The organism is Mesorhizobium sp. CA5 (genome assembly GCF_020165105.1).
Taxonomy (GTDB): Bacteria; Pseudomonadota; Alphaproteobacteria; order Rhizobiales; family Rhizobiaceae; genus Mesorhizobium.
In genome coordinates this window covers 98,878-120,604 of record NZ_JAIUHJ010000018.1, presented here as the reverse complement: position 1 = coordinate 120,604, position 21,727 = coordinate 98,878, and the positions used below count along the sequence as shown (strand labels likewise).

The window sequence follows — 21,727 nt, the reverse complement described above, 5'->3', positions numbered from 1 at the left end:
TTCCGATCGTCAAACATAGCAGAGCCGCGCGGATAGCGGCAGCTTAAATTTTAGCAGAAAGAAATATAAGACCGCCCGGTCGCTACGCTATTTTTGCGAAGCGGCGACATCTGCCGGGAAGGCCGTAAGACCAAGCTTCATGTCGGCCTCCGCGGGGCTGATCGGCCGCTTGATCCTGGCCGAGGCGGCGACCACGAGCTCGTCGAAATTCTCGGTGCCGGCGTCGAGCATCTCGAAGAACTGGCGCCGCATCCGCGGCTCCCAGAACTTGTTGATGTGCTCGGCAACGCCGGCAATGCCTTCCTCGCGCGGTTTCGAATGGAAGAAGGTGGCGATCTGGTTGGCCATGCGCACCAGCTTCTCCCTGGTGCTGGTGATGTGGTCTTCGTCATGCGACATGCTTGGCAACTCCGGAAGCCACCCGTTCAGGGTGGGTGAAAATATCGAAATCGTCGCCGCGAACCAGCGCCACCAGCGTCATGCCGGCGGCCTCGGCCGTGCGGATGGCGAGCGCGGTCGGCGCCGAGACCGCCATGATGATCGCGGCGCCGATGGCGGCCGTCTTCTGCACCATCTCCACCGAGACGCGCGAGGTCACCACGACGGCGCCGCTCGCGCCGTCGATGCCGGCCCTGGCCAGCGCGCCGGCCAGCTTGTCCAGCGCGTTGTGACGGCCGACATCCTCGCGCGCCATGACGATGCCCTTGCCTGGAACGTAGAAGCCGGCGGCATGCACTGCGCCGGTCTCTTTGTGCAGCGGCTGCTGCTTCGACAGCAGGCGGACGGCGCTTGTTATATCGTCAGATTGAAGCGTAAGTCGCGATGCACCAACGGCGTCGACCGAGCGCATCGCCTCCTCGATGGATTCGATGCCGCACAGCCCGCAGCCGACCGGCCCGGCCAGCCTGCGCCGCCGCGCCTGGAAGCGCGTGTTGGCCTTGTCCTTGAGCCGTATCTGGATGTCGATACCGGCGCCGAGATCCTCGACCTCGATCGCCTCGATCTCTGCCGGGCCGGCAATGATGCCTTCGGTCAGCGAGAAGCCGAGCGCGAAATCCTCGAAATCGGCGGGGCTCGCCATCATTACCGCATGGGTGGTGCCGGCGAAGGAGAACGCCACCGGCGTCTCTTCAGGCACCATGCGGTTCGCGGCCGCGGTGCCGCCGTCGCGATGCGCGAGGCGAGAGATCTGGGAAATGGCGGGACGTTCTTTCGTCACGAGGCGCGCCTCCCTGTACTGCCCATCCTTCGCAGCAACTCGCACCTTTCCTCTCCCCCGTCGATCGGGGGAGAGGTGTCGAGCGAAGCTCGACGGAGTGGGGGTCGATCAGCCGTCAAGATTGAAGCTCTTGCCTCGACACACCTACTCCGCCGCCTGCAACGGGGCGATGCGCCGGCTCTGCTTGGCCTGCTCGTTATAGTCCTTCTGCCAGTCGGTCGGACCGTTGGACGGCGCCACCTGCACGGCGGTGACCTTGTATTCCGGACAGTTGGTCGCCCAGTCCGAAAAGTCGGTCGTGATCACGTTGGCCTGCGTGTCCGGGTGATGGAAGGTCGTGTAGACGACACCGGGCGAGACGCGGTCGGTGATCAGCGCGCGCAGCGTGGTTTCGCCCGAACGGCTCGCCAGCCGCACCCAGTCGCCGTCGCGGAGGCCGCGGACCTCGGCGTCGTGCGGATGGATCTCCAGCCGGTCCTCGGCATGCCACGTGACGTTTTCGGTGCGCCTGGTCTGCGCGCCGACATTGTACTGCGACAGGATCCGTCCGGTGGTGAGCAGCAGCGGATAGCGCGGACCGGTCCGCTCGTCCGTCGCCACATATTCGGTGCGGATGAACTTGCCCTTGCCGCGCACGAAGCCGTCGACATGCATGATCGGCGTGCCGAGCGGCGCCTTCTCGTTGCATGGCCACTGCACCGAGCCGACGCGGTCGAGCAGCTCGAACGAGACGCCGGCGAAGCTCGGCGTCGTCTGGGCGATCTCGTCCATGATCTGCGAGGGATGGGTATAGTTCCAGTCGAGCCCGATGGCGCGGGCAAGCTCCTGCGTCGCTTCCCAGTCGGCATAGCGCGCCTTCGGCTCAATGACCTTGCGCACCATGTTGATGCGGCGCTCGGCATTGGTGAAGGTGCCGTCCTTCTCGAGGAAGGTCGAACCCGGCAAGAAGACGTGCGCGTAGTTCGCCGTCTCGTTGAGGAAGAGGTCGTGCACGACCACGCATTCCATCGCGGCGAGACCGCCGGCGACATGCTTGGTGTCCGGATCGGACTGCAGGATGTCCTCGCCCTGGATGTAGATGCCCTTGAACGAACCGTCGACAGCGGCGTCCAGCATGTTGGGGATGCGCAGACCCGGCTCATCGTCCAGCTTCACGCCCCACAGGCTTTCATAGATGTCGCGCACCGCTTCGCCCGAGATGTGGCGGTAGCCCGGCAATTCATGCGGGAACGAGCCCATGTCGCAGGAGCCCTGCACGTTGTTCTGGCCGCGCAGCGGGTTCACGCCGACGCCCGGACGGCCGATATTGCCCGTGGCCATGGCGAGGTTGGCGATGGCGATCACCGTGGTCGAGCCCTGGCTGTGCTCCGTCACGCCGAGGCCGTAGTAGATCGCGCCGTTGCCGCCCTTGGCATACATGCGCGCGGCACCCCGGATCAGCTCCGGATCGACGCCCGAGAGCTTGCCGACGGTTTCGGGACTGTTTTCCGGCAGGGCGACGAAGGATGCCCAGTCCTGGAACTCGGCCCAGTCGCAGCGCTCGCGGATGAAGGCCTCGTCGAACAGGCCTTCGGTGACGATGACATGTGCCAGCGCCGTCAGCACCGCCACGTTGGTGCCGGGCTTCAAGGGCAGGTGGTAGTCGGCTTCGATATGCGCTGACTTGACCATTTCGGTGCGGCGCGGATCGAGCACGATCAGCTTGGCGCCCTGGCGCAGCCGCTTCTTCAGCCGCGAGGCGAAGACGGGATGGGCGGAAGCCGGATTGGCGCCGATGATGACGGCGACATCGGTGAACTCGACCGAATCGAAATCCTGCGTGCCGGCCGATGTGCCGTAGGTCTGGCCGAGCCCGTAGCCGGTCGGCGAGTGGCAGACGCGCGCGCAGGTGTCGACGTTGTTGTTGCGGAAGCCCTGCCGCACCAGCTTCTGGACGAGATAGGTCTCCTCATTCGTGCAGCGCGAGGACGTGATGCCGCCGATTGCCGTGCGTCCATACTGATACTGGATGCGGCGGAATTCCTTCGCCGTATGGGCGATCGCCTCTTCCCAGGTCACTTCGCGCCACGGATCGGAAATCTTCTCGCGGACCATCGGCGACAGGATGCGGTCCTTGTGCGTGGCATAGCCATAGGCGAAACGGCCCTTGACGCAGCTATGGCCGTGGTTCGCCTTGCCGTCCTTGTAGGGCATCATGCGGATGACCTCGTCATCCTTGACCTCGGCCTTGAACGAGCAGCCGACGCCGCAATAGGCGCAGGTGGTGACGGCCGAGCGCTCCGGCATGCCCTTCTCGAGCACGGTCTTCTCGCGCAGCGCGTCGGTCGGGCAGGCCTGCACGCAGGCGCCGCAGGACACGCATTCGGAAGCGATGAAGTCCTCATGCATGCCGGCGACCATGCGCGATTCGAAGCCGCGGCCCTCGATGGTCAGCGCGAAGGTGCCCTGCACCTCCTCGCAGGCGCGCACGCAGCGCGAGCAGACGATGCACTGTGCCGGATCATAGGTGAAATAGGGATTGGATTCGTCGCGGGCGATGTAGTCGACCGCCAGCGAGCCGTGGCCGGGCGCGACGCCGCCTTCTTCCTTGACGTGGTTGCGGCCCTCGACGCCGTAGCGGTTCTCGGTGAGGCCGACCGACTTCGCCACCGCGTCGAACTCGCTGGCGCCGGTTCCGGCCTTTTCGTTCCAGCCCATCGGGTGGTCGGAGACATAGAGTTCCATGACGCCGCGGCGGATGGCGTCGAGCCGGTCGGACTGCGTGCGCACCACCATGCCTTCGCCGACTGGCGTCGTGCAGGAAGCCGGCGTGCCGCCGCGCCCTTCGATCTCGACCAGGCAGACGCGGCAGGAACCGAAAGAGTCCAGCATGTCGGTGGCGCAGAGCTTCGGGATCTCGACGCCGCCTTCCATGGCCGCGCGCATGATCGAGGTGCCTTCCGGCACGGTGATGCTTTGCCCGTCGACTGTCAGGGTCACCTGCTTCGTCGCTTTCGACTCCGGCGTGCCGTAGTCGATTTCTTCGATGAGTGTCGGGAAGTCGGCCTTGATGTTCATCTGCCAGCTCCTATTCAGCCGCCACGCGCGCCGGCGCGGGCTTGAAATCCTCGGGGAAATGCGTGATCGAGCTCATCACCGGGTAGGGCGTGAAGCCGCCCAGCGCGCAAAGCGATCCGAACTTCATCGTGTTGCAGAGGTCGGTGACCAGAGCGAGGTTCTTTTCCGCCTCGATGCCGGCGGCGACCTTGTCCAGAACCTCCACGCCGCGCGTCGAGCCGATGCGGCAGGGCGTGCACTTGCCGCAGCTTTCGATGGCGCAGAACTCCATGGCGAAGCGCGCCTGCTTCAGCATGTCGGCGGTGTCGTCGAACACGGTGATGCCGGCATGGCCGATCAGCCCGTCGCGCTTGGCGAATTCCTCGTAGTCGAACGGCGTGTCGAACAAAGCGCGCGGGAAATAGGCGCCGAGCGGACCGCCGACCTGCACCGCCTTCACCGGACGCCCAGTGGACGTGCCGCCGCCGATGTCGTCGACGATCTCGCCCAGCGTCAGACCGAAAGCCGTCTCGAACAGGCCGCCATGCTTGACGTTGCCGGCGATCTGGATCGGGATCGTGCCGCGCGAGCGGCCCATGCCGAAATCCTTGTAGTAGGCAGCGCCCTTGTCCATGATGACAGGCACCGAGGCCAGGCTGATCACGTTGTTGATCACCGTCGGCTTGCCGAACAAGCCTTGGATCGCGGGCAGCGGCGGCTTTGCGCGCACCACGCCACGCTTGCCCTCAAGGCTGTTGAGCAACGAGGTTTCCTCGCCGCAGACATAGGCGCCGGCGCCGACGCGGATTTCCATGTCGAAGGCGTTGGGCGAGCCCAGCACGTTGACGCCCAGCACGCCCGCCTTACGGGCGAGCGCGACGGCCTTGTTCATCGTCGCCACCGCATGCGGATATTCCGAGCGGATATAGACGAAGCCCTTGGTCGCGCCGGTGGCGATGCCGGCGATCGCCATGCCCTCGATCAGCACGAAGGGATCGCCTTCCATGATCATGCGATCGGCGAAAGTGGCGCTGTCGCCTTCGTCGGCGTTGCAGACGATGTATTTCTGCTCGCCCGCCGTATCCAGCACCGTCTTCCACTTGATGCCGGTCGGGAAGCCGGCGCCGCCGCGGCCGCGCAAACCGGACTCGGTCACCTGTTTCACGATGTCCGCGGGCGCCATCGCCACTGCATTCTGCAGGCCGTTCAGGCCGCCATGCGATTTGTAGCTGTCGAGTGACAGCGGATCGATGATGCCGCAGCGCGCGAAGGTCAGCCGCGTCTGTTTGGCGAAGAAGGGGATCTTGTCGGGGGAGCCCAGCCAGCGCTTGTGATGGCCGCCCTTGAGGAAGCCGCTGTCGAACAGGCTCTTGACGTCGGACGGCTTGACCGGCCCGTAGGCGACGCGGCCCTCAGCCGTGGCCACCTCGACCATCGGCTCCAGGAAATAGGCGCCGCGCGAGCCGTTGCGCACGATCTTGGCTTCGACGCCGCGCTCCTTGAGTTCCTTCTCTATCGCTTTGGCGACCTTTTCGGCACCGAGCGCCAGCGCGCCGGAATCTGCCGGGACATAGATGCGCGGGATCATGAACGTACCTCCGCGACGATCTCTTCGATCTTCTCGTCATCGAGCCGACCGATGACTTCGCCGTCGAGCATCGCCGACGGCGAGCAGGCGCAAAGCCCGAGGCAATAGACCGGCTCCAGTGTAACCGATCCGTCGCGCGTGGTCTCGTGGAAATCGATGCCCAGCAACTGCTTGATCTTGGCCGCGACGGCGTCCGAACCCATCGACTGGCAGGCTTCGGCCTGGCAGAGCTTCAGCACGTGCCGTCCGGCGGGCTTGGCGCGGAAATCGTGATAGAAGCTGACCACGCCGTGCACCTCGGCCCGCGATAGGTTCAGCCCATCGGCGATCACCGGCAGCGCGTCTTTCGGAACATGTCCGAACTCTTCCTGTATGCTGTGCAGGATCGGCAGCAACGGGCCTTCGAGGCCCTTCATCTCATCAATGATCGCCGCCGTGCGCGACGCGATCTCGGTACTTGCGGCCTGCATGCTCACGCAGCGCCCTCCCTGGTCGTGGCGGCCAATGTATGTCACCCCAGCATATAGAGCGGTTTCGGGGCAACGACATGCATAGGGCGCATTATCGCTAAGTCCTTACGAAATCAGAGGAAACCTCCGAAATCAATAAAGCGCTTTCGTCGTTCGATAGAAATTTTCTATCAAGATCCGGCGGCTCGCATTGTCTAACCTAGCGGTGGGCGCGGAAATCGTCCGCCAGCGCCATCGCCTCTCCCAGAAGCGCCTGCACCAGCGGCGTGTGCGGCTCGCGCGGCGCCGCCACCAGCCCGACCGTGTGGCTGGCGTCCGGCTCGACGATCGGGATGGCCCGGATGGGCTCGGAAAAGCCGAACGTTTCCGCAAGGTTGAGCGGCATGATCGATGACCATTTGCCTGTGCGGATATGCGAGAACAGCACGATCATCGAATTCGATTCCAGCGTCGGCCGCACCTGCACGCCGGCTTCCGCCAGATGCTGGTCGATGATGCGCCGGTTCTGCATATCCGGCGTCAGCAGACAGAGCGGCAGCTGGCTGATCTCGGCCCACGACACTTTGTCGCGGTCGGAATAGGGGTTCCCAACCGCCGTGATCAGCTGATAGCGCTCGTCATAGAGCGGCACGCTGGTCACGCGCCCGAGCGGCTCGTTGTCGAGATAGGTGATGCCGGCATCGACATCGAAATTGCCGAGCAGCGACAGCACTTCGATGGATGTGCGCGACAGCACCGAGAAGGTGACGCCCGGATGCTTTTCGCGGAATGGCGTCGTCAGCCGCGCCACCATGGCGAGCGCCGTCGGGATCGCGGCGATGCGGATGCGCCCGGACAGGCCGTGGCGCGCCGCCCGCATCTCCTCGCGCATCGTGCGGGAGTCGCCGACGATGCGGCGCGCCCAGCCCAGCACCTGCGTGCCCTCCGGCGTCAGGCCCTGGAAGCGCGAGCCGCGCAGCACCAGCATGACGCCGAGCTGTTCCTCGAGCTGCTTGATGCCGGCCGATAAGGTCGGTTGGGTGACGCCGCACACTTCTGCGGCCCGGCCGAAATGCTCCTCCTTGGCGAGAGCGATGAAGAATTCCAGTTTGTCGATCATGCCGTCCGATCCGCCGCGGTTTGCCCAAGGTCGGGGAAATCGCCCTGCTTCGCAAGACGCATGCGCAATCGGCCTCGTCCACATTTTTGAGCCGGCTATCTGTTTTCCCGCGCTGCGCGTGGCGTTATGTGAGATAGGTGGAAGCAGGGAGGGACGACATGCTGGGTTGGTTTCGCAAGCTGTTGCCGCGCGAGGATCGCTTCTTCGACCTGTTCGAGCGGCATTCGCGCACCGTGGTCGGCGGCGCCGAAGCCCTTGAGCAGCTTCTCCAGGGCAAGGACATCGACCGCTGGTGCCAAAAAATCATCGATCTCGAGAACGAGGCTGACGGCATCACCGCCGAGGTCCTGCTTGCCGTCAGGCGCTCCTTCATCACACCCTTCGACCGCGGCGACATCAAGGATCTGATCCAGTCGATGGATGACGCCATCGACATGATGCACAAGACCGTCAAGACGGTGAAACTGTTCGAAGTGAGGGAATTCGATCCGCTGATGCGGGAAATGGGCGGCGTCATCGTCCAGGCCGCCCGGTTGGTCGCCGAGGCGATCCCGCTGCTCGGCAAGGTCGGCGCCAACGCAGCGCGCCTCAACGCCATCGCCGAGGAGGTCATGCGCGTCGAGGGCCGCGCCGACGATCTGCACGAGCATGGCCTCAAGGATCTGTTCAAGCGTCACGGCCGCAGCGACGCCATGGCCTATCTGATCGGTTCGGAGATTTATGGCCAGCTGGAGAAGGTGGTCGACCGTTTCGAGGATGTCGCCAACGAGATCAGCGGCATCGTCATCGAGAACGTTTAGGCGATGGACGCCACGATCGCCTTTCCCCTGCTGGTCGGCCTCGTTGCCGTGGCGCTGTTCTTCGATTTCCTCAACGGCCTGCACGATGCCGCCAACTCGATCGCGACCATCGTCTCCACCCGGGTGCTCAGGCCGCATTACGCGGTGCTGTGGGCGGCTTTCTTCAATTTCATCGCCTTCCTGTTCTTCGGCCTGCATGTCGCTGAGACGGTGGGAAAAGGCATCATCGACGCCAGCATCGTCACGCCGGCGGTGATTTTTGCCGCACTCGTCGGCGCCATCGTCTGGAATATCGTCACCTGGGTCGCCGGCATTCCGTCGAGCAGCTCGCACGCGCTGATCGGCGGGCTGGTCGGCGCCGGCGTCGCCAAGGCAGGCCTGGGCGCCATCGTTTGGTCGGGGCTCGGCAAGACTGTCGCGGCCATCGTGCTCTCACCGGCGACGGGATTCGTGCTGGCGCTCGTCCTGGTACTCATCGTCTCCTGGCTGTTCGTGCGCCAGACGCCATTCGCGGTCGACAACAGCTTTCGCGTGCTGCAGTTCTTTTCCGCCTCGCTCTATTCGCTGGGACATGGCGGCAACGACGCGCAGAAGACCATGGGCATCATCGCCGTGCTGCTCTTTTCGCAGGGCGCGCTCGGCCCGACTTTCCATGTGCCGCTGTGGGTGGTGCTCACCTGTCAGTCGGCACTGGCGTTGGGCACGCTGCTCGGCGGCTGGCGCATCGTCCACACCATGGGATCGAAGATCACGCGGCTGAATCCGATGCAGGGTTTTTGCGCCGAGACCGGCGGCGCCGTAACGCTTTTCGCCGCCACCTGGCTCGGTGTCCCGGTTTCGACGACGCATACCATCACGGGCGCCATCATCGGCGTGGGTGCCGCCCGCCGCGTCTCCGCCGTGCGCTGGGGCATCGCCGGCAATATCGTCGTCGCCTGGGTGATCACCTTGCCGGCGACGGCGGCGATTTCGGCGTTGACCTATCTCGCCACAAGGCTGGCCGGATGACGGGTTCCGGCCCCGCCTGAGAGTGGGCGCTATTTGCCCACCAGGTTCAGGATGTTGCCGTCGGGATCCTTGAACCAGGCCACCTTCATGCCCGAGCCGACATGGATGTCGCCTTCGAGCGACAGGCCGGGCATATCATAGTGCTCGAAGGTTATGCCCTTCGACCGCAGCGATTTGACGATCGTCTCGATCCGGTCGCCGACCGCCCAGGTTGCGGCCGTCGCCTTGTTGGTGCCGGCGAATTGCGAGCGATAGACATTGAGGAGCGTGTCACCGCTTTTGTAGACGATCAGCTCGCCATCCATGTCGTCCACTTGGCTGAGGCCCAGCGTGCCCTCGTAGAACGCCCTTGCCTTGGCGATGTCCTTCACCGCGAGATTGGCTGTCACATTGCTGTTTTCAAGCATGACCGTCTTCCTTCCCCGGTTGTCGTGATGGCGATGGAGATAGCGCGGGCGCACCGTTTGGCTATGACCGGGCCCGAACCTGCGCAACGGCCATGGCCAAAGCCGACACCATCCGTCGCTTTCCGGGGCACGCCGGGCGAGCCGTTGCGCCACGGCTTGGTTCTGCCGGCAAACTGCACTATCTGGACGCCAAACGCCGAGGAAAGATCATGACCGTTACCAAGGAATCCGTCATCGAGCGCCTGAAGACGGTGAACGGGCCGGACTTCACCGGCAACATCGTCGATCTCGGCATGGTTTCCGAGATTTTCATCGCCGATTCCAAGGTCTTCTTCTCGATCACCGTGCCCGCCGCCCGCGCCCAGGAGCTGGAGCCGCTGCGTGCCGCGGCCGAGCGCGCGGTGAAGGCTATCCCCGGCGTCGCCAGCGCGGTCGTCGCGCTGACGGCGGAGAAAAAGGGCGGCGGCATGGAAGCGCCGGTTCCGCCGCGTCAACCTTCGCAGGCTGCACCGCAGCGGCCGACTCCGCAGCCGGCGCCGCAGCGCCCTGCGCCGCATGCGCCCGCCTCGCAGAGCCATGGCAGGCGCGGCGTGCCCGGCATCGACGCCATCATCGCCGTCGCCTCCGGCAAGGGCGGCGTCGGCAAGTCGACCACCGCCGTCAACCTGGCGCTCGGCCTTGCTGCCAACGGGCTGAAGGTCGGCGTGCTCGATGCCGATATCTACGGCCCGTCCATGCCCAGGCTGCTCAACATCCACGGCCGGCCGCAGACCGTCGACGGCAAGGTGCTGAAGCCGATGCAGAATTACGGTCTCAAGGTGATGTCGATGGGCTTCCTCGTCGATGAGGAGACGCCGATGATCTGGCGCGGCCCGATGGTGATGTCGGCGCTGACGCAAATGCTGCGCGAGGTCGAATGGGGTCCGCTCGACGTGCTGGTGGTCGACATGCCGCCCGGCACCGGCGATGCCCAGCTCACCATGGCCCAGCAGGTGCCGCTCGCCGGCGCTGTCATCGTCTCTACGCCGCAGGATCTGGCGCTGATCGACGCCCGCAAGGGCCTCAACATGTTCAAGAAGGTCGACGTGCCGCTGCTCGGCATCGTCGAGAATATGAGCTACTTCCTCGCTCCCGACACCGGCAAGCGCTACGACATTTTCGGCCATGGCGGCGCGCGCCGCGAGGCCGAGCGCCTCGGCGTCACCTTCCTCGGCGAGGTGCCGCTTGAGATGGGCATCCGCGAAAGCTCGGACGCCGGCGCCCCGGTCGTCGCCTCCAAGCCGGAGGGCGCGGAGGCAAAGATCTACCGCGATATCGCCAGCAAGGTCTGGGAAAGGGTCCAGGAAGAGCGCGGCGCCGCTGAAGCCGCCGTGCCGAGCATCGTGTTCGAATAACGCCCTTTCCTTTGAGTGTCAGGCGCCGACCTTCTCGCCGAACGTCGAGAAGAACTGCCCTGCCAATTTCTTCGATGTCGATTGGATCAGCCGGCTGCCGAGTTGCGCGATCTTGCCGCCGACCTCGGCCTTGGCGGCGTATTTGAGCACTGTCGAGTCTACCCCGTCGGCGGTCAGCGTCACGTCGGCGCCGCCCTTGGCGAAACCGGCAACGCCGCCCTTGCCTTCGCCCTGGATGGTGTAGGAATGCGGTGGCTTGAGGTTTTTCAGCGTGACTTCGCCGTTGAAGGTCGCCTTGATCGGGCCGATCTTGAGCACCACGGTCGCAGCCATGGCGGTGTCCGAATTCTTCTCGAGGCTCAGGCAGCCGGGAATCGCCACCTTCAGGATCTCCGGGTCGTTAAGGGCTTCCCACACTTTCCCGATGGGTGCGGCGATCCGCTCCTCGCCTTCGATCACCAAAGCCATCAAGACCTCCCGCATTGCTGATGCCGGTTGGTCGTAGCGCGCGGCCCGAAACAAGTCTATCGCACCAAAGTCCGGGTTCCGGCAGCGTCTGCCTCTTGCCTGCATGGACGCATTGTCCTATCGATTTGTCATACAAATACGGAGACCACCATGGCAGGCGCCCCCACCAAGAAGAAGAAATTTCGCTCGCAGGAGTGGTTCGACAATCCCGACAATCCGGGCATGACGGCGCTCTATCTCGAACGCTACCTCAATTACGGCCTTACGCGCGCCGAGCTGATGTCGGGCAAGCCGCTGATCGGCATCGCGCAGACCGGTTCCGACCTTTCGCCCTGCAACCGGCATCACCTCGAGCTTGCCAAGCGCGTGCGCGAGGGCATCGTCTCGATGGGCGGCATCCCCTTCGAGTTCCCCTGCCATCCGATCCAGGAGACCGGCAAGCGCCCCACGGCCGCGCTCGACCGCAACCTTGCCTATCTCAGTCTGGTCGAAGTGCTCTACGGCTATCCGCTCGACGGCGTGGTGCTGACCATCGGCTGCGACAAGACGACGCCTGCCTTGCTGATGGCGGCGGCCACCGTCAACATCCCGGCGATCGCGCTTTCGGTCGGCCCGATGCTCAATGGCTGGCACAAGGGCAAGCGCACCGGTTCGGGCACCATCGTCTGGGAATCGCGCCAGCGGCTGTCTGCCGGCGAGATCGACTATGACGAGTTCATGGACATCGTCGCCTCCTCGGCGCCGTCGACCGGCTATTGCAACACCATGGGCACGGCTACCACGATGAATTCGCTGGCCGAGGCGCTCGGCATGCAACTGCCGGGCTCTGCCGCCATCCCGGCCCCGTATCGCGAGCGCGGCCAGATTTCCTACGAGACGGGCAAGCGCATCGTCGAGATGGTGCATGAGGACCTGAAGCCGTCCGATATCATGACCCGCGAGGCGTTCGAGAACGCCATCGTCGTCAACTCGGCCATCGGCGGCTCGACCAACGCGCCGATCCACCTCAACGCCATCGCCCGCCATCTCGGCGTGCCGCTCGACAATGACGACTGGCAGAAGATCGGCCTCGATATCCCGCTGCTGGTCAACCTGCAGCCGACGGGCGAGTATCTCGGCGAGGACTATCACCATGCCGGCGGCGTGCCGGCAGTCGTCGCCGAATTGATGAAGGGCGGCCTGCTGCCGCATCCCGATGCCGTCACCGCCAACGGCAGGTCGATGGGCGACAATTGCCGGGATGCCGTCAACGAGAATCACGACGTCATCCGCAGCGCCGACAAGCCGCTCAAGGCCAATGCCGGCTTCATCAACCTCAAGGGCAACCTGTTCGATTCCGCCATCATGAAGACCAGCGGCATCTCGCCCGAATTCCGTGAGCGCTACCTCTCCAACCCGAACGACCCGGAGGCCTTCGAGGGCAACGCCATGGTCTTCGACGGGCCGGAGGATTACCACGCCCGCATCGACGATCCGGCGCAGGGTATCGACGAGCACACGATCCTGTTCATGCGCGGCGCCGGTCCGGTCGGCTATCCGGGCGGCGCCGAGGTGGTCAACATGCAGCCGCCGGCCTACCTGATCAAGAAGGGCATCCACGCCCTTGCCTGCATCGGTGACGGCCGCCAGTCCGGCACGTCGGGCTCCCCGTCGATCCTCAATGCCTCGCCTGAAGCTGCGATCGGAGGCGGGTTGGCGCTGCTCAAGAGCGGCGACCGCGTCCGCATCGACCTGAAAAAGGCCACGGCCAATATCCTCGTCAGCGACGAGGAGATCGCCAAGCGGCGCGCCGCGCTGCAGGCCAATGGCGGCTATCACTATCCCCAGCACCAGACGCCATGGCAGGAGATCCAGCGCGGCATAGTCGACCAGTTCTCGGCCGGCATGGTGCTGAAACCGGCGGTGAAATACCAGGACGTCGCCCATACCAGCGGCGTGCCGCGCGACAATCACTAAGCCTATATATTCGGCCAATCAAAAGGGCGGCTTGCCGACGGCGGGCCGCCCTTTTCTGTTGCCCTTGTTTCATCTCCAAGGAACCCACAGATAAGCTCGACCTCGGCAGCTCACGAAGGGACAGATCATCGTGGCGAAACGGCGCTCTTCCCTCGGCTTCCTCGGCATGTTCGGCCGCTCCGGCGATCTGCGCCAGCTCGACGACGCGTTGCGTGCGGCCGACCTGCATCCGGCGCTGGTACCAGAGGGCGTGAAACTCACCATCGTCAACCTGATGAACGACCGCTGGCCCGACGAGCCGCCGGCGGACGCCTATGCATCCGTGGCGCAGCTCTGCGGCTATTGCGTCGCCGGGCGCCATGTGTTCGAGCAGGCCAACGGCCGCGAGCCGACATTGCAGGTCGAGCGCCGCATCGAGGCGGCGCTGGAGGCCGGCGACAGTTTCGACGCGCAGATCGTGCTGATGACGCTGCACGCTAAGCTGATCAACGCCGAGGTCGTCGAGCGCTATGCGCTGAGCGCGGAATGATCAAACGAACAGGATGCGTTGAGATTTCGGTCAGGCCGAGTCGAAAATGGCGGGTTCCGAGAACCGGCCTACGCCGGCCGTAGCCTTAACTTCCGCGCCGCCGCCCATGAGTGCTTCGGCCGGCGAAGGCGGAAGCGCAGGAAGGCATCGTTTGCAGGCCGGCCTCACCTGAATATTAGCCGCCCATCTTGCTGCGCGGCAATTTGATCATCTCGCCGAAGCGGGCGCGCAATTTGTCGTCCAGCAGGCGCGAGACATGGCGCGGGAAGCGCTCGGCAAGCACGCGCTTCTTCTCCGCGATCGCCCGCGACAGGATGTCGGGCCGGCCCTTTTCGTTCCATTCCTTGGGCGAGAAACGGTCGCCGACGGCGGGATAGAAATATTCCGTCTGCATCAGCTTCAGCGTCTGATCGTTGCCGAGATAATGGCCGGGGCCCTTGAGGCAGACATCGGCGATGGTATCGATCGACAGCGCATCGTCGGTCACCTCGATGCCGCGCACGCAGCGCAGGCAATGTCCGAGCATATCGTTGTCGATGATCAGGCTTTCGAGGCAGAAGCCGAGCAGCGAGGCATGCATGCCGGCCGATTCATAGACCAGGTTCAGGCCGGACAAGCCCGCCATGACATTGGTGATGCCCTTCTCGTAGCCGGCCTGGATGTCAGGCAGCTTCGAGTCCGACATGCCGGCGGCCGAGCCCCCGGGCAGGTCATAATATTGCGCCATCTGGGCGCAGGCCGCGGTCAACACTGCTTGCTCCGCCGAGCCGCCGGACATGGCGCCGGTCCTAAGATCGGAGACGAACGGCCAAGTGCCGAAGATCGCCGGATGTCCAGGCTTGACGGCATTGACATAGACCAGGCCCATCAGCACTTCCGCGACCGCTTGCACGACGGCGCCGGCAATGGCGGCAGGTGCGGTGGCGCCGGCCTGGCCGGCCGACAGAAGCAGGATCGGAATGCCGCCTTCGACGCAGGCCTCCAGCACGCCGCAGGCGTCCTCGGCGAACTTCATCGGCGGCACGACGAAGCAGTTCGAGTTCGACACGAACGGCCGCGCCCGGAAATTCTCCTCCCCGCCGGCGATTGCATAAAGCATTTCCAGCGCTGGCTTGACGTTCTCGCGCACGGTGAACGAGGTGCCGACATGCTTGGACGTCCCCATCACGCAGGCATAGAGCGTGTTGAAATCCATATCGAGCGGGTCGGGAATGTCGCGCGGCACCATGGTGCGCTGGAAGAAGTGGATGTTGTCCAACCCATCGACCAGACGGGCGGCGTCGTAGAGGTCCTGCAGCAGCGATTCGCGATATTCGCGCTTCTCGACATCGACCAGATGCACCGCCGCGCCCGCCGTGCCGTAATGCACGCGTTTGCCCTGGATCAGCATGTCGTGCTTCGGATCCTGGCCATGGAGGGTGAAGTTGCGCGCCGCCTTTTTGATCGTGTCCAGCACCAAGGCGCGCGGCAGCCGAACGCGGCCGTCATCGCCGTGGGTGGCGCCGACCCGGGTCAGCGCCTCGATGCAGGACGGTATGGCATTGGCGAAGCCGACCGTTTCCAGCAGCGTCAGCACCGCTTCGTGGATGCGCTCGCGGTCGTTCTGGCTCAATGGGCCATAGCTGCCGCCTTCAAGCCCCGGCCGCACCGGACGGATGTCGTCGGCCAAGGGCGCTGCCCGCATCGCGCGGCGCGCTTCGCGCCCGCCGGAACGCCGCGAACGCTGGTCCGACGACGATTCCTGCTTCTCGAGAGCCACTGACATGGAAGCACTCCACCTTTTGTCTTTTTCTGCGCGGCGAACGCGGCGGTTGGTCCACCATCGGCTGCCTCGTCCCCTTCTGGCTCCGACTATGCCGCCGGCATTGGCACAGCCTATGGGCCAAGCAATCCCGTCGAATATGCCAGAGTGCTAAAGCGGCAAACATGCGCCCAAACAAAAAGAGCCGGCGCGGTGCCGGCTCTTTTTCAGGAGGTCCGTGGCGATCAGGCGGCGGCGGGCCTGCGCCCGGCGGCGGTGGCAAGTTCGCGGATGCCCGGCTCGATATGCTGCAGCGAGATCGAGGAGATGCCCAAGCGCATGAAACGAGAGGGCTTTTCGCTGCGATCGAAGAACCGGTCGCCGGGTTCGATGATGACGCTGCGCGAAGCGGCCGCTTCCGCAAGGCCGCGTGAATCAGTGCCGCGCGGCCCTTCCAGCCACAGCGATGTGCCGCCCGCCGAGTCGGTCGAACGCCACTCTGGCAAGAAGGCGGAAATCGCATGGACCAGACGCTTGCGCCGTTCGTCGAAGGCGGTGGAAAGCCTGCGCACCAGCGCCTCGTGATGTCCGAGCGACAGGAACAGCGCAACGGCGCGCTGGTTGTTCGCCGGCGGGTGCCTGAGCATGAAGCGGCGCAGCGCGCGAAGCTCGGCGATCAGCCCGGCCGAGGCCACGATGTAGCCAAGCCTGAGACCTGGAGCCAGCGTCTTCGACATCGAGCCGACATAGATCACGCGGCCGGAACGATCGAGGCTCTTCAGCGCCTGCTGCGGCGCCTCGTCGAGCAACTGGCTGTCATAGCCATCCTCGATGATGATCTGATTGTTGCGGTTGGCGCGCGCCAGGAGATCCTGCCGCCGCTCGGCCGACAATGGCACCATGGTCGGGCAGTGGTGGCTGGGCGTGACGAAGACGAAGCCGGAATCGCTGGGGATCGCCGAGGTCACGATGCCCGACTGGTCGACCGGAACCGGCTGGATATCGGCGCCGGCCAGCCGGAAGATCGAGCGGGCGTCGGGATAGCCCGGGTCTTCCATGGCCACCTTCGAGCCCTTGGTCATTAGCAGCGATGCAAGCATGTAAAGCGCGTTCTGCGCGCCCAGCGTCACGATGATCTCGTCCGGATTGGCGAAGATACCGCGCCGCGGCAGAAGCCTGGCCTGGATCTGTTCGATCAGCAGCGGATCGTCGCGATCCACCATGTCGGACGCCCAGTTGCGGATCTCGAGCACCGCCAGCGCCATGCGGTTGCACTCGCGCCATTCGGCGGTCGGAAACAGCGCCGGATCGAACTGGCCGTAGACGAAGGGATAGGAGGACTTGATCCAGTTGTCGTGCTTGGCCGGCGGCGGCATGTCGCTCGCGGCGATCTGCCGGCGCGCCTTCCAGTCGATCTCGTTCTGCTGGTCAGGCGCTTTCTGGTGCGGCTTGGCGGGAGTGGCCAGCACGTCCGGATTAACGAAATGGCCGCGCCGTTCGCGCGCCACCAGGAAGCCCTGGTCGACCAGCTGCTGGAAGGCGAGCACCACTGTGCCGCGGGCAACCCCGAGTTTTTCCGCAAGAATTCGGCACGACGGCAACGGCATCGAGGCGGCGATCTGTCGGTCGAGAATGGCCGCGACGATCGCCTGGCGGATCTGCGCCTGGAGGGTTTGGCCGGATTCAGCCGAAATCCGGAACAGGCCGGACCATATGGCCGTGTCATTGCGCTGTGGCATGGGAAATCTTCCTCGGACGGCCAGCTGTTTTCACTTGGCTGGACCAGTGGAGTGTATGGGTGGCATAAGGGGTTGCGCCAATCAATTTTTCTGATCGCTGGGATTTATGCCAGTGATCTATCAAGCGCGACGCGAAGCGTCGTCGCCGCGTTCAGGCGCGATGCGCAGCATCTTCGCGGCACTGTCCCAAGGCGCGATGCGACAGCATCGTCGCCCTCCGCCCAGCGCCTCGCCGCGAATTCCCGCACCTCACCATCCAACACCGCCTCTCATCAAAGCGTGAATGCGGTGCGGCAAAGCCGCGCTTGAACGAAATGGAAATCGGCTCGATAGAATGACGCGCCGACACGCGCCGGAAACATCCGGCCTGTTAAAATGGTCTAAAAACCCGCCAGGAGCCCGCCAGTGGATCAGTCAGCCTTCGACAAGCAGGTCACCGCTCTACGTGAGCAGCGTGCGGCGGCCAGGGGCACAATGCGCGAGGCCTTCGCCGCCGATCCCAAGCGCTTCGAGACATTCTCCGCCACTGATGGGGACCTTCTGCTCGACTGGTCGAAATGCGCGGTCGACGCAAATACGATGACGATGCTGGAAAAGCTCGCCGCCGCCGCCGATCTCGCGGGGCGCCGCGCCGCCATGTTCGAGGGCAAGAAGATCAACATCACCGAGAACCGCGCTGTGCTGCACACCGCGCTGCGCAACCTGACCGGCAAGAGCGTGATCGTCGACGGCCAGGACACCAAGGCCGATGTGATCGCCGTGCTCGACTCCATGGGCGCCTTCGCCGACGCCATCCGCTCCGGCAAGGCGGCCGGCGCCACCGGCAAGAAGATCACCGACATCGTCAACATCGGCATCGGCGGCTCGGACCTCGGCCCGGCGATGGTGACGCTGGCGCTCGCGCCCTATCATGACGGACCGCGCGCGCATTATGTCTCCAATGTCGACGGCGCCCATATCCACGACACGCTGAAGGGCCTGTCTGCCGAGACGACCCTGTTCATCATTGCCTCCAAGACCTTCACCACGGTCGAGACGATGACGAATGCGCAGACCGCGCGCGATTGGGTTCAGAAGGCATTGGGCAAGGAAGCGGTCGGCAAGCATTTCGCCGCCGTCTCGACAGCCCTCGACCTTGTGGCGAAGTTCGGCATCGAGCAGGACCGTGTCTTCGGCTTCTGGGACTGGGTCGGCGGCCGCTATTCGGTCTGGAGCGCCATCGGCCTGCCGGTTATGATTTCCGTCGGCCCGCGCAACTTCCGCGCCTTCCTCGACGGCGCGCATGAGATGGACGAGCATTTCCGCTCGGCGCCGATGCAAAAGAACCTTCCGGTGCTTCTGGGGCTGATCGGCTGGTGGCATCGCGTCGTCTGCAAATATCCGGCCCGCGCCGTCATCCCTTACGACCAGCGCCTGTCGCGCCTGCCGGCCTATCTGCAGCAGCTCGACATGGAATCGAACGGCAAGAGCGTCACGCTGGACGGCACTGCGGTCCCCACGCCGACCGGCCCGCTGGTCTGGGGCGAGCCCGGCACCAACGGCCAGCATGCCTTCTTCCAGCTCCTGCATCAGGGCACCGACTTCATTCCGGTCGAATTCCTCGCCGCCGCCGTCGGTCACGAGCCCGAATTGAAACACCAGCATGATCTTTTGCTCGCCAACTGCCTGGCGCAGTCGGAGGCTCTCATGAAGGGGCGCACGCTGGAAGAGGCGCGCGCGCAGATGCTGGCCAAGGGCATGAAGCCGGCCGACGTCGACCGCATCGCGCCGCACCGCGTCTTCTCGGGCGATCGCCCCTCGCTGACCATTCTCTACAGAAAGCTCGACCCGCGCACGCTCGGCCGGCTCATCGCGCTTTACGAGCACCGCGTCTTCGTCGAAGGCACGCTGTTCAACATCAATTCCTTCGACCAATGGGGCGTCGAGCTCGGCAAGGAACTGGCGACAGGCCTGCTGCCTGTCGTGGAAGGCAAGGAGACTGCCGCAAAACGCGACGCCTCGACTGCCGGGCTGGTGGGACATATCCACCAATTGCGCGGCGCGGAGTAAACGGGATTGGCGGATATCAAGGGAATATTGTTCGACAAGGACGGCACGCTTGTCGACTTCAACGCAACCTGGCTCGGCGTCGCCGACTTCATGGCGATGGATGCCGCCGAGGGCGATCGCTGGAAAGCCGATCGGTTGCTCGCCGCTGCCGGCTTCGACTTCGTCACGAAACGCTTCAAGCCGGATTCGATCTTCGCCTCCGGCTCGAACATGGATGTCGTCGAGCTCTGGTTTCCGCGCCTGTCCGAGGAAGATCAGATGCACGCCGTTTCCCGCTTCAACGAGATCACCTCGGCGCAAGGTTCGGCCATGGCGGTCGCGCTGCCGGGCGTCGTCGACTCGTTGCGGGCCTTGCACAAACGATCCTATCGCATGGGCGTCGCCACCAACGATTCGACCAGCGGCGCCGAAAAGACGCTGGCTACGCTGGGCATCGCGCAGCTCTTCGATGCCGCCTTCGGCTATGACGCCGTTGCCAACTCCAAGCCGGCGCCCGACACGGTCGTCGCTTTCTGCGACTTGACCGGGTTGAAGCCCGGCGAGATCGCCATGGTCGGCGACAACCGCCATGACCTGGAGATGGCGCGCGCCGGCGGCTGCGGCCTGGCGGTGGGCGTGCTCTCCGGCACCGGCACGCGCGACTCGCTGGCGCCGATGGCGGACGTCGTTCTGGACTCGGTCGCCGACCTGCCGGATTTTCTGACTGCGCGGGTGAACGTGCCGGCGGGTTAGACCGGGCGCGTCCCAGGAAGACGCCTCAATCAGCCATTCTCCGATGCGACTGCTTCTTGGCCCGATTGCCGCAGCTGTTCATCTCGCACCACCGTCGCGAACCGTTCTTCGTGCGATCTATGAAAAGCCAGCGGCAGTCATGCGGCGGGCATTGTTTGAGACGCGATAGTTCGTCGCCGCGAAGCAGGTCGAGAGCCGACCACGCGATTGCCGCGGTGATGCGATTGGCGCCTCGGAAATGCAACGACACCGGCGATCCAGCGAGCGCGGCGGTTCTGAGCGCTTCGGCCGCGTATTTTCTGATGGTATCGAGCGCGGCAGTGGGAGGTTCGTCGCCATGAGCTATTGCCGCGCCGGCGTCGTTTACGGCGCGGCGAAGGGCGAGAACGTCTTTGACCAAAGCTTTGTGGTCGGCCGAAGGAAGGGCGAAATCATCGTCGATCAGGCCCGTTTGCCTTGACCACGCCAGGATGTCCGCCGCCGTCGCGAGATGGTCGATTTCCCGGTCGGTGCCGCGCCGACTGATGGTGTTGGCGAGGTCAAGAGCCAGATTGCCGGCGATACGATGGGGAAATGACATTGGCGACGGCTTTCATTTCCTCGCTGCGTTGGGGCGGTCGCGCCCAAACAACGCCAATCCTGCGGCTACCAACAACAGTGCGGCGCCGCCAATCTCGGCCGCTCCGACCTTTTCGCCGAACAGCCAAACGCCTACGGCCAGTGCAACGATGGGCGAGATGAAGGCATAGAGCCCGGCGCGGGCGGTGCCCCATTGTTCAAGCAGACGCAGATAGATCGTGTAGGCTACGATGGTTCCGAGGAGGGAGAGGAACAACAGGCTTGCCGCAGCCGGAGCGACGTCGATTTTTCCTGGCAGCGTCGCCGAAACCTCGCCCAGAAGGAACGAGACGACGATCAGCGCCGCGCCGCCGAGAACGGCGTGGATCGCGGTGAGCGTCAGGGGCTTGATCGGGCCGATCAGCGGCCGCGCAATGACGCTCCCCGCGCAGTAGCACGCCGTGCCGGCCACGATAGCGGCAAGGCCCAATCCGTTTCCGGATTCCTGCTCGACAAGACGCGTCCAGAAGAGGCCAAGGAGACCTGTGCAGCCGAGCGCCAGCGCCAGGCCGTGCCGCCAAGTGGGCCGCTCTTCTCTGAGCAGGACTGCCAAGCCAAACAGAAGCACCGGAACCAGCGCGAGATTGACCAAGCCGGATAGGCCGGACGGGACCGTTTGCATGCCCCAGAACAGCAGTCCGTAGGTTCCGGCATTCGTCAGCAGGGCCGATATGATGACTCGCATCGACCGGCCTTCCGCGAAGGCCGATAAGGCTCCCTGTGTCCAAAATGCCAGGATTCCCGCGGTCAGCAGATAGCGCAGCCCCGCCAGAAGGATCGGGGGAATGCCGGCCTCCAGGCCGATCTTGACTGCCGCCCAGGTCAGCCCCCAGATCAGCGCCATGAGCCCGAACAGGGCGAGGTTGCTCATGAC

The 21,727-nt window shown here is 64.6% G+C and carries 19 protein-coding genes; 7 read left to right on the top strand and 12 right to left on the bottom strand.

Annotated features, from left to right (window positions below):
* Positions 1-87: 87 nt before the first annotated feature.
* From LB529_RS22165 to LB529_RS22140, 6 genes are all read right to left on the bottom strand, one after another.
* A complete protein-coding gene (locus tag LB529_RS22165; protein WP_224712347.1) occupies positions 88-399 on the bottom strand; it encodes a formate dehydrogenase subunit delta in 312 nt (103 codons plus the stop codon).
* Positions 389-1,219, bottom strand: a complete 831-nt coding sequence (gene fdhD / locus LB529_RS22160) for a formate dehydrogenase accessory sulfurtransferase FdhD (RefSeq protein WP_224631299.1) — start codon at positions 1,217-1,219, stop codon at positions 389-391. The genes LB529_RS22165 and fdhD overlap by 11 nt, the downstream gene beginning before the upstream one ends.
* 144 nt (positions 1,220-1,363) lie before the next feature.
* Positions 1,364-4,276 carry a formate dehydrogenase subunit alpha gene (gene fdhF / locus LB529_RS22155; RefSeq protein ID WP_224712346.1) on the bottom strand — a complete coding sequence of 971 codons (2,913 nt, stop codon included), beginning with the start codon at positions 4,274-4,276 and terminating at the stop codon, positions 1,364-1,366.
* Between the two features lie 10 nt (positions 4,277-4,286).
* A complete protein-coding gene (locus LB529_RS22150; protein ID WP_224712345.1) occupies positions 4,287-5,843 on the bottom strand; it encodes a formate dehydrogenase beta subunit in 1,557 nt (518 codons plus the stop codon).
* Positions 5,840-6,319 carry a formate dehydrogenase subunit gamma gene (locus tag LB529_RS22145; RefSeq protein ID WP_095766057.1) on the bottom strand — a complete coding sequence of 160 codons (480 nt, stop codon included), beginning with the start codon at positions 6,317-6,319 and terminating at the stop codon, positions 5,840-5,842. Before LB529_RS22145 ends, LB529_RS22150 begins: the two co-directional genes overlap by 4 nt.
* 193 nt (positions 6,320-6,512) lie before the next feature.
* Positions 6,513-7,412, bottom strand: coding sequence for a LysR family transcriptional regulator (locus LB529_RS22140; protein WP_095766056.1), 900 nt, complete (start codon positions 7,410-7,412; stop codon positions 6,513-6,515).
* A gap of 158 nt (positions 7,413-7,570) precedes the next feature.
* On the opposite strand from LB529_RS22140, the gene LB529_RS22135 reads away from it, so the two are divergent.
* Together LB529_RS22135 and LB529_RS22130 are read left to right on the top strand one after the other, a co-directional pair.
* Positions 7,571-8,212, top strand: coding sequence for a DUF47 domain-containing protein (locus LB529_RS22135; RefSeq protein WP_095766211.1), 642 nt, complete (start codon positions 7,571-7,573; stop codon positions 8,210-8,212).
* 3 nt (positions 8,213-8,215) lie between these two features.
* On the top strand, positions 8,216-9,220 hold the full coding sequence (locus tag LB529_RS22130) for an inorganic phosphate transporter (RefSeq protein ID WP_140843886.1): 1,005 nt from the start codon (positions 8,216-8,218) through the stop codon (positions 9,218-9,220).
* A 29-nt stretch (positions 9,221-9,249) separates the two neighbouring features.
* Here the strand turns inward: LB529_RS22130 and LB529_RS22125 are convergent, their stop codons facing one another.
* Positions 9,250-9,627, bottom strand: coding sequence for a VOC family protein (locus LB529_RS22125; protein WP_140843884.1), 378 nt, complete (start codon positions 9,625-9,627; stop codon positions 9,250-9,252).
* A gap of 206 nt (positions 9,628-9,833) precedes the next feature.
* On the opposite strand from LB529_RS22125, the gene LB529_RS22120 reads away from it, so the two are divergent.
* Positions 9,834-11,021, top strand: a complete 1,188-nt coding sequence (locus LB529_RS22120) for an Mrp/NBP35 family ATP-binding protein (protein WP_224712357.1) — start codon at positions 9,834-9,836, stop codon at positions 11,019-11,021.
* Between the two features lie 18 nt (positions 11,022-11,039).
* Here the strand turns inward: LB529_RS22120 and LB529_RS22115 are convergent, their stop codons facing one another.
* The gene (locus LB529_RS22115) at positions 11,040-11,489 is read right to left on the bottom strand and encodes an SRPBCC family protein (RefSeq protein WP_224712344.1); all 450 of its coding nucleotides are present in this window, start codon (positions 11,487-11,489) and stop codon (positions 11,040-11,042) included.
* A gap of 150 nt (positions 11,490-11,639) precedes the next feature.
* Here LB529_RS22115 and LB529_RS22110 point away from each other — a divergent pair, with 150 nt between their 5' ends.
* Positions 11,640-13,445 carry an IlvD/Edd family dehydratase gene (locus LB529_RS22110; RefSeq protein ID WP_224712343.1) on the top strand — a complete coding sequence of 602 codons (1,806 nt, stop codon included), beginning with the start codon at positions 11,640-11,642 and terminating at the stop codon, positions 13,443-13,445.
* Positions 13,446-13,575: 130 nt separating this feature from the next.
* Entirely contained in the window at positions 13,576-13,974 is a 399-nt protein-coding gene (locus LB529_RS22105) for a hypothetical protein (protein WP_224545163.1), read from the top strand.
* A gap of 175 nt (positions 13,975-14,149) precedes the next feature.
* Here the strand turns inward: LB529_RS22105 and LB529_RS22100 are convergent, their stop codons facing one another.
* Entirely contained in the window at positions 14,150-15,739 is a 1,590-nt protein-coding gene (locus LB529_RS22100) for a trimethylamine methyltransferase family protein (RefSeq protein WP_140843876.1), read from the bottom strand.
* Positions 15,740-15,960: 221 nt separating this feature from the next.
* The gene (locus LB529_RS22095; RefSeq protein WP_095766049.1) at positions 15,961-17,454 is read right to left on the bottom strand and encodes a PLP-dependent aminotransferase family protein; all 1,494 of its coding nucleotides are present in this window, start codon (positions 17,452-17,454) and stop codon (positions 15,961-15,963) included.
* A gap of 405 nt (positions 17,455-17,859) precedes the next feature.
* Between LB529_RS22095 and pgi the strand changes: the two genes are divergently transcribed.
* Both pgi and LB529_RS22085 read left to right on the top strand, forming a co-directional pair.
* Positions 17,860-19,503 (top strand): glucose-6-phosphate isomerase, encoded by a 1,644-nt coding sequence (gene pgi / locus LB529_RS22090; protein ID WP_224712342.1) that lies wholly within the window; start codon positions 17,860-17,862, stop codon positions 19,501-19,503.
* Positions 19,504-19,509: 6 nt separating this feature from the next.
* Positions 19,510-20,235 (top strand): HAD family hydrolase, encoded by a 726-nt coding sequence (locus tag LB529_RS22085; protein WP_140724452.1) that lies wholly within the window; start codon positions 19,510-19,512, stop codon positions 20,233-20,235.
* A 25-nt stretch (positions 20,236-20,260) separates the two neighbouring features.
* Here the strand turns inward: LB529_RS22085 and LB529_RS22080 are convergent, their stop codons facing one another.
* Entirely contained in the window at positions 20,261-20,815 is a 555-nt protein-coding gene (locus tag LB529_RS22080; RefSeq protein ID WP_224712341.1) for a CGNR zinc finger domain-containing protein, read from the bottom strand.
* A gap of 12 nt (positions 20,816-20,827) precedes the next feature.
* A complete protein-coding gene (locus LB529_RS22075; RefSeq protein WP_224712340.1) occupies positions 20,828-21,724 on the bottom strand; it encodes a DMT family transporter in 897 nt (298 codons plus the stop codon).
* Positions 21,725-21,727: the final 3 nt, after the last annotated feature.